This is a genomic window from Streptomyces sp. NPDC023541, assembly GCF_055559995.1.
This window is the reverse complement of the sequence record NZ_JBVHJO010000009.1, coordinates 233,857-249,250: the sequence shown is the minus strand read 5'-3', so window position 1 is coordinate 249,250 and position 15,394 is coordinate 233,857. Positions and strand designations below refer to the sequence as shown.

The window sequence follows — 15,394 nt, the reverse complement described above, 5'->3', positions numbered from 1 at the left end:
CGGGTGTCCGCCGTCCCGCCGTCCCGCCGTCCCGCCGCCCGAGTCGGCCCGCCGGCCGCGACGGCCCGGGCGGGACCGCCGTCGGTCACTCGTCCGCCGTGCGCGCTGCCGTGCGGCGGGCCTCGCGCAGGGCCGAGTGGACCGACCAGACGACGGAGACCAGCGGGACCGCGACCACGGCACCGACGACGCCGGCGGCGATCGCGCCCGCGACCACCGAGATCGCCACGACCAGCGGATGCAGGCGGACCGCCCGGCTCATCACCAGCGGGTGCAGCAGGTGGCCCTCGATCTGGCCGATGATCACGATCAGCGCGACGACGATCGCCGCGACGACCGGCCCCTTCGCGGCGAGGGCGACGACCGCGGCGACCGCCAGCGCGACCGGTGACCCGATGAGGGGGACGAAGGCCGCGAAGAACTCCAGCAGCGCCAGCGGAACGGCCAGCGGGACCCCGAGGAAGTACAGCGCCAGCCCGACGAGGACCGCGTTCGTCGCCGCGACCACGACGATCCCGTGGGTGTACCCGGTGAAGGTGCGCCAGCCCGCGCGTCCGGCGATCGTCACGCGTTCCCGCGCGGTCTCGGGCAGCTGGTCGCAGAACCACGCCCACTGCCGGTCGCCGCCGTGGAGGAAGAAGAAGGAGCAGAAGACCGCGAGGGCGAGGACGGTGAGGACGTGGACGAGCCGGCCGGCTCCGCTGACCGCCTGGCTGAGGACGGTGGAGCGGTGGCTGGAGAGGTATTCGCCGATCCGGGACTGGACGTCGGAGAGCGCGTCCGGGTTCAGCCGGAAGGGCGGCTTCTCCAGCCACGTCTCGATGCTGGCGAGTCCCTCGCGGAACTCCCGGGCCAGGGTCGTGCTCTCCCCCGCCACCGCCTCGCCGACCAGGGTCAGCACGCCCAGCAGGAGCAGCGCGCTGCCGAGGAGGGTCAGGGCGACGGCGATCGTGCGGGGCACGGCCGTGGCGAGGCGCCGGGTGGGCACCCAGAGCAGCGCGGTGACGACGAGGCCGAGGAAGACCGCGACGGCGATCTCGTGGAACCGGCCCAGCAGGGCGAAGACCACGTAGACGGCGGCGCCGACGACCAGCAGGCGCCAGGCGTACGACGCGGCCGTACGCAGGAACGGTGACACCGGCGGCATGGACCATGGGTGCCACGGCGGGCGCGTGATGCCACGCCCCGAGCCCCGGATTCGCCCGTCCGGGGCGGAGCCCGAAGCCGACGTCCGGAGCCGGCGTCCCGGCACGGGACCGGTGGGTGTCCGGCACGGGACCGGTCGGAGCCCGGCACCGGGCCGGTGGAACCCGGCACGGGCCGCTGGAATCCGGCACGGGACCGGAAGGAGTGCGGCACGGGCCGGTGGGGGGTCGGCACGGGCCGGGAAAAATCCTTTGCCGGGATCGGGGCGGCCGCGCACGATGGCCTTCCGTGAGCACCTCCCGACCGACCGCCGTACTGCCCGACCTCGCCCCGTGGCGTTCCAGCCGTGACTTCCGGCTCCTCTTCTACCAGGGGACCGTGACGTACTTCGGCTCCTTCATGGCGATGATCGCGCTGCCGCTGCAGATCAAGCACCTGACGGACTCGCCGATGGCCGTCGGCGCGATGGGCGCGGTGGAGCTGGTCCCGCTGGTCGTCTTCGGACTGTACGGGGGCGCGCTCGCGGACGCGGTCGACCGGCGGCGGATGATCCTGTTGACCGAAGCGGGGCTCGGGGTGCTGGCCCTGGTCCTCCTGGTGAACGCGCTGCTGCCGGACCCGCTGCTGTGGCCGCTGTACGTGGTCGCCGCGGGTGTGTCGGCCCTGGCCGGGCTGCAGCGGCCGGCCCTGGACTCGCTGATGGCGCGGATCGTGCCGCACGACCAGCTGACCGCCGCCGCGGCGCTCAACGGGCTGCGCTACCAGTTCGGCGCGATCGTCGGTCCCGCGCTGGCCGGCCTGGTCGTCGCCTACGCCGGTCACGCCTCGGCCTATGCCGTCACCGTGGCGGGTTTCCTCGGCTCGGTGGTGCTGTGCTCGCGGCTCAGTCCGGCCCCGCCCGTCGCGGGCGCGGAGCGTCCGTCGCTGCGCGGGATCGCCGAGGGCGCGCGCTACGCCTGGAGCCGGCCGGTGCTGCTGGGCACGTACGCCGTGGACCTCGCGGCGATGTTCTTCGCCTTCCCGAACACGATCTTCCCCTTCCTCGCGGACGAGCTGGACGCCGTGTGGGCGCTGGGTCTGATGTACGCGGCCGGGGCGGTGGGCTCGATGGTGCTGGGACTGACCAGCGGCTGGGTGTCCCGGGTACGCCGGCACGGGCTGCTGGTGGTCCTCGGGGCCACGGTCTGGGGTCTGGCGATCGCGGCGGCCGGCGTGTCGCCCGGCATCTGGCCGGTGCTGCTCTGCCTCGCCGTGGCGGGCGCGGCCGACATGCTGAGCGGGCTGGGCCGCGCCACGATCTGGAACCAGACGATCCCCGAGGAACTGCGCGGCCGGCTCGCGGGCATCGAGGTGCTCTCGTACAGCGTGGGCCCGCAGCTCGGCCAGGTGCGGGCGGGCACCATGGCCGGCTGGACGGGAACCCGCCCGGCCTTCTGGAGCGGCGGTCTGGCCTGCGTGGCCTCGGTCGCGGTGCTGGCCGCGCTGCTGCCGAAGCTGATCTCGTACGACGCGGACACCGACGAGGACGCGCTGCGCCGCCGGGCCGCGCGGGAGGCGGAGCCCGTGTGACGCGGGCCCGGTGCGGGCTCTGTCAGCCCTCCTTCTCCGCGAGGATCCGGTCGGCCGCGTAGTGCGGGCAGTTCAGGGCGTGCCAGGTCACCGAGAGGGAGGCCGCCCCCGTCCGCAGCGTGCGCACAGCGCCGTCGGCGGCGGTGGCCTTGCAGAAGGGGCACATGACGGTCTCCGGGCGTAGTAGATCGAACATGCCCAGTCCTTCCCGCAGGTTTCTCACACCGGACCTGTCCAGAACTATCAAATCCGGCGCCATTCGGCCGCAGTACCCGCAAGTACGGATGGGTATTGGGTGACGAGCCCGCGCGGGAAGATCGGTGGAACGCCGATGGGGAGCCGCCCCCGGGCGGCCGCCGTCACCCCGCAGGTGCGAACGACGTCGTACGGGTCGCCCGGCGCCACCGTGCTGACGGGGGCGGGGGGTGTCCGGCGGATCAGGGTTCGAAGGTCGCGAGCATCTGGGCTAGGGCGGCCTGGTCCGGCCCCGTGAACGGGTCGAGCCCCGGGACCGCGGCGATGGTGTCGAGGAGCTGCGGGGTGAGGCCCACCGCCGGTGGGAGGTGCGTGCACAGGACGGTCTGCGGATCCATCGTCCGCAGCGGATCCACGGTGGCCAGGAACCGGTCCGGGTCCACCAGCTGCACCCAGGGGCTGTCCACGCTCGCCCACAGCCGCTGGGACGCCCTCAGCTCATCGGCCGGCAGCTGCGTGACGTCCGTGCTCACCGCCAGGTCCGCGGTGGGCATGGGGCCGCCGAAGCAGTCGGAGCTGAAACAGGTGCGGGAGCGGTCGTCGTAGAAGCCGACGGTGGCCGGGTTGTCGAACAGCGGCGGCCTGAAGGCGTGGAGCGTACGGTCGCCCACGTCCAGGGTCTGGCCGGGGTTGAGGAAGTACAGCCGGTCCATGGGCAGCGGCCGCTCGGTGGACATGATCCCGGCGCCGAGGAACGTCGTCACCAGGCGGGCCTCGGGAGCGGCTTCGAGCAGGGCGAAGAGCCCCCCGGTGTGGTCGCGGTCGGGATGGGTCAGCCAGATCCACCGCACGTCGGCGGGGTCGATCACCGAACCGAGCACCTCCAGGAAGTCCCGGTCGGGCAGGCCGAGGCCGGTGTCCACGACCACCGGCTGCCCGGCGTGCAGCACGAACGCGTTGACCGGGAGGAATCCGATGCCCGGAACCTCGATGCAGTCCGCGAGGACGGTGGTCTGCGGTCCCACCTTGTGCGTGCTCATGGCGATCTCCACAGCTCTGCGGGGTTCGGGTCCTCCCTCCATCGTGGCGCCGTCCGGGTGTCCCCGCGCGTGGGCGGCGGGCCGGCCGGCGCCGGCCGGCGGTGGGATCAGTTCGCGCAGTACGTGTCCCGGGCGGGGCGCCGGCCGGTGGTGAGGTAGTCGGTGACGGCCCGGTCGCCGCACGCGTTGCCGTTGCCGAGGTAGAGCCCGTGGCCGCCCTGCTCGACGGTCACCATGCGGGCGCGGCCGCCCAGGGCCTCGCGCATCTTCAGGGCTCCGAACAGCGGCGTCGCCGGATCCCGGCGGCTCTGGAGCATGAGGACGCCGGACGGGCCGTCGCCGGTGATCGGGGTGGGCTCCTGCGCGGGGGCGGTCTTCCAGAAGGAGCAGGGCAGCACGTTGACGGGCATGCCGGCCGTGAGCGGGTACCGGGCGCGGTCCTCCGCCACCTCGGCCCGGTAGGCGGCCGTGGACGTTCCCGGCCAGGCGACGTCGTTGCAGATGACGCCCACCATGACGGCGGCGTCCTCGTCCCGGACCGGCCGCGCCAGCTCGGGCGGGAGCACGGGGGTTCCCGCCGGGTCCTGGGCGACCTTGACCAGCCGCGCCAAGGAGGGGAAGGCGGCGTCGGCGTAGAGGGCGTTCTGGAGGGCCTGGCGCAGCCCGTTGCCGGTCAGCGGCACCCCGGGGGTGGTCGACGGGCGAGGTTCCCTGTCGAGCCGGGCCGCGAGTGCGACGACCAGCGGCTCGACGTCCTCCGCCCGTGCGGCCAGGCGCAGGCCCTCCCCGTCCCGGTCGGGACGGGCCGCCCACGCAGCGAAGTCGGGGAAGCGCTCGTCGGCGCCCCGCGACATGTTCGCCAGCCAGCCGCGGGCGACCCGCCGGGGGGCGGGGTCGCCGCTGCTGTCGAGGACCCAGCGGTCGGTACGCCGGGGGTGCTTCTGGGCGTACTGGGCCGCCACGTACGTCCCGTACGAGGTCGCCCAGGCGGAGAGCCTGCGTTCGCCGAGGGCCTCGCGGAGGCGGTCCATGTCCCGAACCTGGTTGGCGGTGGTGAAACTGCGCAGTTCGGGGCCGCCGTTGCGGTCGCAGGCCTCGGCGATGCGCCGGGAGCGCGCGACGTTCTCCGTGATGTCGCCGTCCGGGCCGGGCCAGGACCGCAGGCTGGTCAGGTACCGGTCCTCGGGGTCGAGGCCGCAGCTCGCGGTGGTGCTGGCGCCCACCCCGCGCGGGTCGAAGGCGACGAGGTCGTAGGCGCCGGCCAGCTCCCGCTGGAGGGCGGCGCCCTTCAGGGTCAGGCGCTGCACCCCGGATCCGCCCGGCCCGCCGGGTATCACGACGAGCGTGCCGCGGCGGGCCGAGGGGCGGTCGCTGAGGAGGCGGGAGACGGCCACATGGATCTGCCGGCCGCCGGGGTCGGCATAGTCGAGCGGGACGGGCAGTACGGCGCACTCCTGGGCGGTGGGGCCGCCCGGTCGGGCGCAGGGCTTCCAGTCGAGCTTCGGCACCGCGGCGGTGGCCGGCCGGGCGGCGGCCGGGCCGGCGGTCGCGGTCGGGCCCGCGGCGACGGTGGCCGCGGCGAGGGCGAGGAGCAGGGCCTTCTTCGGGTAGGTCGTCATGGCGCAAGCCTCGTCGCTCCCGCACCGGGCTCCCATCCGGCAGGCCGGTCGGGCCGTGGTGGGGTCAACCCCCTTACCGCGGACGCGGCTTGCCGGTGTGGCGGGTGCCGTTCAGGGGAGGGGTACGCCGCGGGCCGTGACCCAGAGCTCGTACCACTCCTCGTGCGTGAGGTCGGGTTCCCGCACGGCCGCGTCCCGGCAGGCACGGATCCGGTCGGGGCGGGCGGTTCCGATGACCGGTGCGATCCGCGACGGGTGCCGCATGAGCCACCACAGCAGGACCGTTTCCGGCGTCGTCTCCTTGCGCCGGGCCAGCCCGGCCAGCAGCTCGGCGGTGGCCCGCTCGGCCGGGGTCTGCTGTCGGCCGGTGAACCGGCCCTGCGCCAGCGCGCCCCAGGCCTGGAGGCGGATGCCGTGGTCGCGGCAGTGTTCCAGCGTGCCGAACGGAAACCCGTTGCCCCCGGACGCGGGGGTGTTGAGGAGGACTCCGGCCTCGACCCAGTCGCGGCTGTGCAGGCTCATCTCCAACTGGTTGGCGACGAGCGGCTGGTCCAGCCGTGCCTGGAGGTGGGCGATCTGCGCGGCGCCCATGTTGGACACGCCGAAGCGCCGTACGAGGCCCTGCCGGTGCAGGGAGGTCAGCGCCGACGCGATGGAGTCCACGTCCGCCAGCGGGTCGGGACGGTGCAGCAGCAGGACGTCGATGACGTCGGTCCGCAGCCGGGTGAGGCTCTCCTCCACCCGTCGCGTGACGGTCTCCCCGCGCAGGTCGTACATGCCCGGGCGGTCCTCGTCGCCGAGCCGGATCCCGCACTTGGTCTGGAGCGTGATGCGTTCGCGCAGGCCGGGAGTCCGCGCGAGGACCTCGCCGAAGACGGCCTCGGACTTGCCGTGCCGGTAGATGTCGGCGTGGTCGAAGACCGTGATCCCGCTGTCGAGGGCGGCCTCGACGGCCGCCTCGGCGGCGTCGATGTCACCGGACCCGTACGGCCCGGGGTCCCAGCTCCCGCCGAGGCCCATGCACCCGTACAGCACCCGGTCCTCACCCATGCCCACACGCTCGTCCGTCACGCCGCCACCCTATGGGGTGCCCGGTTGAGTCTCCTGTGGGGGGAGACTCCAATCTGGGGGCATGGACAGCGACACACTCCGCTCCATCGGAGAACTCTCCCGCCGGACCGGCCTGACGGTGAAGACCATCCGGTTCTATTCGGACCGGGGCATCGTCCCGCCCACCGCCCGGAGCCCGGCCGGCTACCGACTCTACGGCCCCGATGCACTCGCCCGCCTGCAGCTGGCCCGCACACTGCGCGATCTCGGGCTCGATCTGGAGACCGTACGCAGGGTGCTGGACCGGGAGGCGTCCGTGGCCGAGGTCACGGAAGCACACGCCGACGCCCTGGACGTACAGATACGCACCCTCCGCCTGCGCCGGGCGGTGCTCCGCGCCGTCGCCCGAAGCGGCCCCACCACCATGGAGATGGACCTCATGCACCGACTCGCCACGCTCTCCGGGGCCGAACGACGCCGACTGGTGTCCGACTTCCTCGACGACGCGTTCGAAGGTCTCGACACCAACCCCGAGTTCGTGGCGCTGATGCGCTCCGCGGTGCCCGAGCTCCCCGACGACCCCACGCCCGAGCAGATCGAGGCCTGGGTGGAGCTCGCCGCGCTCTGCCAGGACGCGGACTTCCGTGCCACGATGCGCCGTACGGCCGAGGAGCAGGCGGCGGAGCCGTCCCGGCAGGACGTCGGCGCGCTGCACGACGCTCTCAACCGGGCAATGGCCGAACGCATGGACGAAGCCGTCTCCGCCGGCCTCCTGCCCGCCGCCGCCGAAGGCGCGCCCCGTACCGACGTGCCGGCCGCCCTCTACGCCGACGCGTTCGCGCGGGCCGGCGGAGGCGACCTGCGCCGCTGGCTCCTGGCCCGCCTCCGGACGACCGCCGACCCGGACGCCGCGCGCTACTGGCGGCTCCTCGCGACGGTCAACGGCTGGCCGGTCTCCCCCACCCTCGCACCCCTCCGGCCCTGGTTCACCACCGCCTTCGCCCCCGGCGCCGGCAGCCGTCGCGAAGGGGCGGTGCGATGAGGAGGCGACGCCTGAGGCTCGGCCTGTACGCGGACGAGCAGGGGCTGGCCTGGGCCATGGGCCTCGTCGCGGACGCCGTGGGCTCCCGCACCGCCCGGATCGTCGACGGGACCGTCGCGCACACGGCCGACGACTCGCTGGACTTCCTGGCGGAGCAGTGGGCCACGGAACATCCGGACCAGAGCCCCGGATCACGGCAAACGGTGGAACTGGTCTTCCACTTGGGTTGTTCCCTACGGACTTGGCGGGCCGTCCGCAAGGCCGTACTGACTGCCCTGTGTCCGCAGGGATCGGCTCCGCACACCTGCCGGGTGCCCTGGACGGTGGGCTGAAACGCCGCCACCGGCACCCCGGCGCGGGCTGTTCCCGCAGGTCAGCAGGGTTCGTTGGGGGTTCTGCCGAGGGCAAGGGGCGCCCCTGGTTAGTCCGACCTGACCCTCGGCGGTCCCGGCATCGTCGGCACCCTCTCGGTCGGCGGCACCGTCGTCCTGGCCGAGGACCCGGGACCCGAGGTGTGCCTCGCGGCCATCGCCCGGGAGCGGGTCACCGTCACGTCGGTGGTGCCCGCCGTCGCCCGGCGCTGGCTCGACGCGCTCGCGGCCGCGGCCGCGGCCACCGGCCTGGGCAGTCTGCGTCTCGTGCAGGTCGTCGGCGCGCCGCCGGACCGGGGGCTCACCGAGCGGCTCGCGTCCGTGCTGGGCTGCCGCCCGCAACAGGTCTTCGGGATGGCCGAGGGGCTGCTCACCCTCACCCGGCCCGCGGACCCGGACGAGGCCGTGCTCGCCACGCAGGGCCGCCCGCTCTCCCCCGACGACGAGATACGCATCGTCGACACCGGCGGCAGGGACGTGCCCGACGGGGAGCCCGGTGAGCTCCTCGCCCGCGGGCCGTACACCGTGCGCGGCTACTACCGGGCGCCCGAGCACAACGCCCGTTCCTTCACCAGCGACGGCTACTTCCGCACCGGCACCCTCGCCCGCCGCACCCGCGACGGCCACCTGGTCGTGATCCGGAAGGCTTCGGACGGGGGGCGATTCGGCGGCTGACCGGCGGATACCCAATGATGTCGGAATGCAGAAGCACAAGGAGACCGGGTGGCGATCGATCCGCCGCCGGTTCGGCCGCACGGCGACGGCCCTCGGCCTGTTGACGTCGGTGGCCTGTACGTCGGCCCAGGCGCCGGCCTCGATCGCCGGCGCGGGCTCGGGCCCGGGGAAGCCGGACGAGGTCTCGGTCGCGACCTGGAACATGTGCGGTGTGCGGCAGTGGAGCTGTGAGCACACGGGCGGTCCGAAGGACAAGTTCCAGCAGTTGCGCGACCTGATCGGCGACTCCGGGGTGCGCGTGCTGCTCCTGCAGGAGGTGTGCTCGGACGACCTGTCGTCCTCGGCGCTGCGCCTGGGCCCGGAGTGGCAGTCGGTCTTCGAGCCGTACGCGAACGTGGACGCGGCGGGCGCCCGTACCGCGATCCAGTGCACCGACGGCGGACGCGGGCGGGCCGGCTTCGCCCTGCTGGCCGCGTCCCGGCTGACGGACGTGGAGGTGATCCCGACCGAGCAGCCGACGGTGGGACTGCACCGGGGCGTCCTGTGCGCCCGCGTCCCGGCCCAGGGACTGCGGGTGTGCAACGCGCACCTCTCGTTGCGTGACAGCGACGACGAGCACCCGGACTGGGATTTCCGTGACGATCAGCTCAGCTCGCTGTTCGCCGCCGCCTCGACGGACGAGCGCACGGTCGTCGGCGGGGACTTCAACTCCCCTCCGCCGGGCCAGGAGAACACGGCCGCCTGGATCTGGCCGCCGGAGGCGTACACCACGTACCGCGAGTGCGACCAGAAGGGCGGCTCCCGGAAGGCGCGCCCCACCCACACGGACGGCACGAAGATCGACTACCTGTTCACCGCGCTCCCCCGCACCGGCTGCGAGGTGGTGGACACCAAGGCGTCGGACCACCGGCCCCTGGTGATGCGGGTGAGCCGCCCCCCGGAAACGGCCCCCGCCGTTTCCGGGGTCAGTACGCCGAGTTGAAGTAGACGCCCTGGGCGGGAACGGGGTACGCGCCCAGCGTGGTGAAGGGGACGGCCGCCCAGGGGGACACGTTGCCGACGGCGTCCACGGCGATGGCCTCGACGAAGTGGTCGCCGTCGTTCCAGGGCCAGCCCGGCTCCCACATCCAGCTGCCGTCGGGCCGCACCTCGCACGCGCCCAGGGCCGCTCCGCCCTCGTGGAAGTCCACGCGTACGGCGCCGGGAGCGTACCCGGCGAAGCCGACGGCGGGACCGGGCACCTGCTGGTGCGGCGAGGGCGCGGTCACCGTCAGGGCGAGGTGCTGTGCCGGCATCGACGGCTGGGCGGTCTGCTCGTACGCGGGAGTGGCCGCGTAGGTGCGCTCCGCGTGCTCCCCTGCGACGAAGGCCACTTCGGAGCGCTTGGTCTGGTAGTTGTTCGCGTCCGCGGCGAAGAGCCGGATGACGTGCTTCCCCTTGGGCCAGGGGTCGGTGCGCTCCCAGATCCACGTGCCGTCGGGAGCGACGGGGGCGGTACCGCGGTACTTGCCGTCCTCCCAGAAGCTGACGCGCACGGCGCCGACGGCGGTGCCGGTGAAGCGGACGGCGTTCGCCGGGACCCGTTCCCCCGGTGCGGGCGTGTGCACGACCGGCTTGGGGAAGGAGTCGCCCCGCACCTGGGAGGTCTGCTTGAGGTAGGCGTCGATGGCGGACGTGTCCCGCTTCGGCTGTTCGAAGCCGTTGCGCACCATCCCGATCCGTGGGGCGATTCCGTCGACGAGGAGGTTCAGCAGCCCCATGAGGGCGGGGAGGTTGTGCCGGGTGACCTTCCCGGCGTCGGTGATGAGGGGGGACTCGTTGTAGACGAAGTTGAAGTTCTCGCGTCCCTGGAAGTGCCCGAGGAACGGCTCCACCTGTTGCTGGTACTGCGGGTCCCGGGGGGAGGTGAGGACGTAGACGTTGGCCGACGGGTTGGCCCCGCTGCCCACGAGGTCGGGCAGGACCGAGTCGAGGATGCGGACGTTCTGGTCCGTCGGCTCCCCCATCATCACCCTTGCCGCCTCGGGGTTGCCCTCCTTGACGCGGGTGCCGATGCGGAACTGCGGCGAGCCGGCCACGATGTTCCTGAAGCCGTACTTCAGCCCGAAGAAGAGGGCCGCGCTGCCCCCCTCGGAGGTGCCGAACGCGGTCACCTGGTCCGGTGAGAGGGCCAGTGCGTTCATGACGCGCGAGACGAGGCCGGCGACGGACTGCTCCAGGGAGAAGTCCATGCCCCTGCACAGGTGGTAGGTGTTCGCGCCGTCGAGCAGGTCCCGCACCCACAGGATGTTCGACCGCAGTTCCCCGAGCTGCCCGTCAGCCCAGCCGTACCCACCGGTCGCGTGGCGGTTCGCGAAGACGACGACCAGGTGGCGGTTGCCGCCCCGCGCGTGGGAGAACCTGTACTCGATGGGCAGCGCCCCGGAGGAGTCCACGCCGCTGAAGACGCGGCGCGCTTTCTGGGCTGCCTCAGACATGCTCGGAATCCATCCTTCTCACCGGCTGGCGCGGCACCTGGCCGAGGGTGCCTCCGTTCCAGGGGCCGGCCTGGCCGGCGGGGTGGCCCGCTTGGCCTGCATGGCCGTGACCGGGGTGGCCCGCGTGGCCTGCATGGCCCGGGTGGCCCGCTTGGCCTGCATGGCCGTGACCGGGGTGGCCCGCGTGGCCTGCATGGCCCGGGTGGCCCGCTTGGCCTGCATGGCCCGGGTGGCCCGCTTGGCCTGCATGGCCTGCATGGCCTGCATGGCCGTGACCGGGGTGACCTGCATGGCCCGGGTGGCCCGGCGCGCGGACGCCGGCCATGCCCACGGCGGGCGCCTGGGCCCGCGCCGGGTCGAGGTCCCCGCCCGCGACGAGGATGCGGTCGGTCAGCCTGGCCGAGGCGTAGCCGTCGTCGAGGTCGCAGAACTCCTGCTGGAACCAGCGGTAGCGGGCGGCGTACCCGTGCTGGATGCTGTCGATGTTGCGGATCGCCCCGATCAGTTCGGGGGACGTGAACACCAGCGGGCCCGGCGCGGACTGCTCGAAGTCGAAGTAGAAGCCACGCAGGGTGTCCCGGTAGTGGTCCAGGTCGTAGGTGAAGAACAGGATCGGCCGCCCGGTGTTGACGAAGTCGAACATCAGGGAGGAGTAGTCCGTGATCATCACGTCGGCGATGAGGGACAGGTCCGCCATGTCGGGGTAGTCGGACACGTCGAAGACGAAGCCGTCGCCCGCGCCGGGCACCGGGTCCACCACGTTGGGGTGGCGCCGCACGAGCAGGACGTGGTCGTGGCCGAGCCGCGCCCTGGCGTCGTCGAGGTCGATGCGGAAGTCGAGCTTGTACTTGCCGGGTGCGTAGAACTGGTCGTCGCGCCAGGTCGGCGCGTACATGATGACCTTCTTGCCCGGCGGCAGGCCGATGCGGCGGCGCACCTGCGCGGCACGGCCGGGCTCCGCCCGGCGCAGGATGTCGTTGCGCGGGTAGCCGCTCTCGACCATCTCGCCCGGGAACTGGAAGGCCCGCTGGAGGATCGGGGTGCTGAAGCTGTTCGGGGACACCAGCATGTCCCAGTTCTGCACCTCCTTCTCCACGCGCTCCAGGTACCGCTTGTCGGCGAAGTGCACGGCTTCGATGTCGTGGCCGATCCGCTTGAGCGGGGTGCCGTGCCAGGTCTGGACGACGACCTGCCCGTCGCGCTTCTCGAACCAGTCGGGCAGGTGGTTGTTGGCGACGATGTACTTCGCCCGGCCCATGGCCTCGTACCAGTCGGGGGACCACATGCGGACGGGGCGGGCGGTGGGCGGGACCGCGACCTGGTCGTCGCGCACCACCCACAGGTGCTCCAGGTCCGTGCCGCGGCGGACCATCTCCTCGTGCAGGGCCCGCGGGCTGTCGGAGTACTGGGTGCCCTTGAAGGCGTCGAAGAGCACGGCCGCGGTGACCGGCTTGCGCCGGGCTTCGGGGTAGGTCTTGGTGCGCATCAGCTTCTGCCGGTACGGGCCGCGGGCCTCGTCCGGCATCGCCGAGTGGACCAGGAGCGAGAGCCGGTCGTAGGCCTCCGCCTGGAGTTCGTAGCGCCGCTCGTTGCTGCTCATGTCGCGGGGCAGCGTGGGGATCAGGTCCTGCGTCATCTTGACCATGAGGTCGCCGGAGCGGTCCTCGGGGTCGACGGCCGAAGGGTCCTGGCGGCGCAGGAAGAAGTCCCAGCGGCCGGCGGCGAGCGGTATGTCCCCGGCCAGGGTGCGCATCGCGGCGGGGGTGACGACGAAGGTGAAGTCGTTGCCCTGCCAGGTGATGGGCACGACGCGCTCGGCACCGTGGGCACGGGAGCGTATGACGACGTGCGCCGTGGCGTACTCGGAGGCGTCGAGCCTGTCCTGCGCGGCGTAGCCGACGACGACCTCCAGCGAGCCGTCCTGGCGCCAGGTCGCGGACTTGGCCAGCGGCAGGGTGTCGCGTTCGAACAGCACGACGTAGCCGGAGCCGTTGCGGTGCACGAAGACCTCGCGGTCCCCGCCCTCGGTCTGCAGCCGGGCGGGCACCCGGTAGTGGCCGTCGGGGGCCTCCTCCGCCATGACGGGGTAGATGGGGGCCTTGCGTCCCTCGACGTGCAGGGTGGTCTTCCAGCCGTTGGCGCCGGTGTTCCAGGCCTCCGGAACACCGTCGGAGGAGTTCGTACGGTGGCCGGGGACGAGGGCCTTGGCCGGGATGCGGGTCACGAAGCCGTACCAGCCCTCGCCGCCCTGCTGGAACTGCACCCACGCGTCGTGCCGGCCGGCGCCTCCCATGCTGGCCACACGGAACTTGCCCCATTCGGGAAGCCTGGGGCCGAGGTAGACACCGCGGAGTTCGAGGTGGTCGCCGACCATCCGGTGCTGGGTGATGCGGCAACGGACCCGCTCGACGCGGAGTTTGAGCTTCCCCTGGATGAAGAGGGGCACCACGCGGGTGTTCTTCTCCACGTACCGGTAGGGCGGGTTGGCCGCGCTTCCGGCTCCGCCCCGGACGATCCCCTTGTAGCGGAACAGGCCGCGGCTCAGCACGCCGGCCGCCACGTCCCAAGTCCCTTCGACCCACTCCCCCTTGCGCTTGAGGCGGGTCGGGTCGAAGCGGACCTGGAATCCGGACCAGTCGTAGCAGTACCGGCTCTGGTTCGAGTACTCGGTGGCCTGCGGGTAGTAGGTGGTCTTCGCCTTGGCGACGACCACGCGGCCCTGCTTCTTGTTGCGCAGCGCGATCGCCTTCATCGACATGTGCCGCTTGTGCACGTTGATGAAGCGGACGTACGCGGACCCTTCGAGGATCAGGTGGTCGGTGTCGTCCCACTGCGCGCCGCTCAGCGAGCCGTGCAGCGAGAGCTCCTTGTCCAGTCGGTAGGCGCTCTTGTCGATGCCCACCGAACGGTCCCCGAGATAGGGGTAGTTGAGGTAGCGGTGGAAGCGGCGCTGGACGGGCATCGGCCCGCCCTTGCGCTCGAACTCGACGACGTCGAGCAGTTCCTTGAGGCGGCCCTCGCGTACGAGCAGCCACTTGACGCGGGCGTCGGCGGGCAGCTCGTGGATGATGTCGGCGTCGGCCTCGTCCAGGAAGTCGTTCGCCCACCGCATGAAGGCGTCGCGGTACTCCTCGTCGGCGTCGGGGAGCACCTTCAGGTGCAGCATCAGGTCCGACTTCAGACAGGCGAGATCGTACTTGCGCTTGTGGTCGGAGTAGGACCTCGCCCGGTGGCCGGCGAGGAAGCGGCTGACCGACTGCACGGCGGCGACGCGGTCCTGGAGGTTGCTGAACTCGGTGTGCCGCTGGGTGATGGACGGTGCGGCACCGCCTTCGCGCCTGCGCCAGAAGTAGACGATGTCGGTGAGGATGTCGACCTTGGCGGCCCGGAAGTGGGCGAACATGTTGACCCAGGAGTCCTCGTACATGACGCCTTCGGGGAAGGCGATGTAGTGGTAGTCCCAGAAGGACCGCCGGAACAACTTGTTCCACACCGTGCGGTCGTAGATGAGGTCGGGCAGCTTGGTGATGTGCGTGCCGCGCTTGTTGGCCCGCATGGGCGCCTTGTGCAGCGGGGACTGCCATCTCCTGGTGGAGTTCATCATCTGCACGTTGCCGGAGACGAAGTCGGAGCCGGAGGCTTCGAGGGTCTGCACGAGCAACTCGTAGGCGTATTCGGGTATGACGTCGTCGCCGTCGACGAAAGCGAGGAACTCCGCCTGGGGGTGGGCGGCACGGATGCCGACGTTACGGGCGTGGCCGGGCCCCATCGACTGCTGTCGCAGCAGCCGGAAGCGCGGGTCGCGGCGGGCGAAGTCGGCGGCTATCGCGGTCGAGGAGTCGGTCGAGCCGTCGTCGACCATGATCACCTCAAGGTCGCGGAACGTCTGCCTGGCTATCGATTCCAGGCACTCCCGGAGATAGATCTCGACGTCCTGAAAGGGCACGACGACGCTCAGGCGGGGCATACCTGCCACTCAGCAAACTCCTCGGTAGACACACTTCTCACGGCGTGTTGGGAGTTGCTGCGGCGCGCCGCCAGACCCGCCCCAGAATCTGGTCACCACCGCTCCCCGCACGCTCGACCCTCCCCACAGCCTGTGACCGTACATTTATCCGACCTTCACAGGGTGTGCGCAGCGTAGGCCAACTGTTCAGCGCCGGGCAACTATTCACAAGCGCTCAAGCCGCCCAAACCTTCACTCAAGCGA

The 15,394-nt window shown here is 72.1% G+C and carries 12 protein-coding genes; 5 read left to right on the top strand and 7 right to left on the bottom strand.

All coding sequences use genetic code 11. The features are described from left to right. Window positions 1-85: 85 nt before the first annotated feature. Complete coding sequence (locus ACZ3X1_RS23765) at window positions 86-1,147, bottom strand: AI-2E family transporter (protein ID WP_467280871.1); 1,062 nt, start codon at window positions 1,145-1,147, stop codon at window positions 86-88. A gap of 287 nt (window positions 1,148-1,434) precedes the next feature. On the opposite strand from ACZ3X1_RS23765, the gene ACZ3X1_RS23760 reads away from it, so the two are divergent. Continuing rightward, window positions 1,435-2,715 (top strand): MFS transporter, encoded by a 1,281-nt coding sequence (locus ACZ3X1_RS23760; RefSeq protein ID WP_467280870.1) that lies wholly within the window; start codon window positions 1,435-1,437, stop codon window positions 2,713-2,715. A 22-nt stretch (window positions 2,716-2,737) separates the two neighbouring features. Here ACZ3X1_RS23760 and ACZ3X1_RS23755 read toward each other — a convergent pair whose 3' ends face one another. From ACZ3X1_RS23755 to ACZ3X1_RS23740, 4 genes are all read right to left on the bottom strand, one after another. Next, on the bottom strand, window positions 2,738-2,911 hold the full coding sequence (locus ACZ3X1_RS23755) for a hypothetical protein (protein WP_362623704.1): 174 nt from the start codon (window positions 2,909-2,911) through the stop codon (window positions 2,738-2,740). Between the two features lie 241 nt (window positions 2,912-3,152). Next, window positions 3,153-3,950 (bottom strand): MBL fold metallo-hydrolase, encoded by a 798-nt coding sequence (locus ACZ3X1_RS23750; protein WP_467280869.1) that lies wholly within the window; start codon window positions 3,948-3,950, stop codon window positions 3,153-3,155. A 107-nt stretch (window positions 3,951-4,057) separates the two neighbouring features. Next, window positions 4,058-5,569 carry an alpha/beta hydrolase gene (locus ACZ3X1_RS23745; RefSeq protein WP_467280868.1) on the bottom strand — a complete coding sequence of 504 codons (1,512 nt, stop codon included), beginning with the start codon at window positions 5,567-5,569 and terminating at the stop codon, window positions 4,058-4,060. Between the two features lie 111 nt (window positions 5,570-5,680). Then, window positions 5,681-6,589, bottom strand: coding sequence for an aldo/keto reductase (locus ACZ3X1_RS23740; RefSeq protein ID WP_467280948.1), 909 nt, complete (start codon window positions 6,587-6,589; stop codon window positions 5,681-5,683). A gap of 112 nt (window positions 6,590-6,701) precedes the next feature. Here ACZ3X1_RS23740 and ACZ3X1_RS23735 point away from each other — a divergent pair, with 112 nt between their 5' ends. The 4 genes from ACZ3X1_RS23735 (at window position 6,702) to ACZ3X1_RS23720 (ending at window position 9,689) form a co-directional block, all read left to right on the top strand. Continuing rightward, the gene (locus ACZ3X1_RS23735) at window positions 6,702-7,661 is read left to right on the top strand and encodes a MerR family transcriptional regulator (protein WP_467280867.1); all 960 of its coding nucleotides are present in this window, start codon (window positions 6,702-6,704) and stop codon (window positions 7,659-7,661) included. After that, window positions 7,658-7,993, top strand: a complete 336-nt coding sequence (locus ACZ3X1_RS23730) for a hypothetical protein (protein ID WP_467280866.1) — start codon at window positions 7,658-7,660, stop codon at window positions 7,991-7,993. The genes ACZ3X1_RS23735 and ACZ3X1_RS23730 overlap by 4 nt, the downstream gene beginning before the upstream one ends. A gap of 99 nt (window positions 7,994-8,092) precedes the next feature. Continuing rightward, window positions 8,093-8,707, top strand: coding sequence for an AMP-binding protein (locus ACZ3X1_RS23725; RefSeq protein WP_467280947.1), 615 nt, complete (start codon window positions 8,093-8,095; stop codon window positions 8,705-8,707). A gap of 25 nt (window positions 8,708-8,732) precedes the next feature. Further along, a complete protein-coding gene (locus tag ACZ3X1_RS23720; RefSeq protein WP_390078648.1) occupies window positions 8,733-9,689 on the top strand; it encodes an endonuclease/exonuclease/phosphatase family protein in 957 nt (318 codons plus the stop codon). Here ACZ3X1_RS23720 and ACZ3X1_RS23715 read toward each other — a convergent pair. Beyond that, on the bottom strand, window positions 9,673-11,184 hold the full coding sequence (locus ACZ3X1_RS23715; RefSeq protein ID WP_467280865.1) for a hypothetical protein: 1,512 nt from the start codon (window positions 11,182-11,184) through the stop codon (window positions 9,673-9,675). The genes ACZ3X1_RS23720 and ACZ3X1_RS23715 overlap by 17 nt on opposite strands. Continuing rightward, window positions 11,177-15,151, bottom strand: a complete 3,975-nt coding sequence (locus tag ACZ3X1_RS23710; RefSeq protein WP_467280946.1) for a bifunctional glycosyltransferase/CDP-glycerol:glycerophosphate glycerophosphotransferase — start codon at window positions 15,149-15,151, stop codon at window positions 11,177-11,179. The genes ACZ3X1_RS23715 and ACZ3X1_RS23710 overlap by 8 nt, the downstream gene beginning before the upstream one ends. Between the last annotated feature and the right edge of the window lie 243 nt (window positions 15,152-15,394).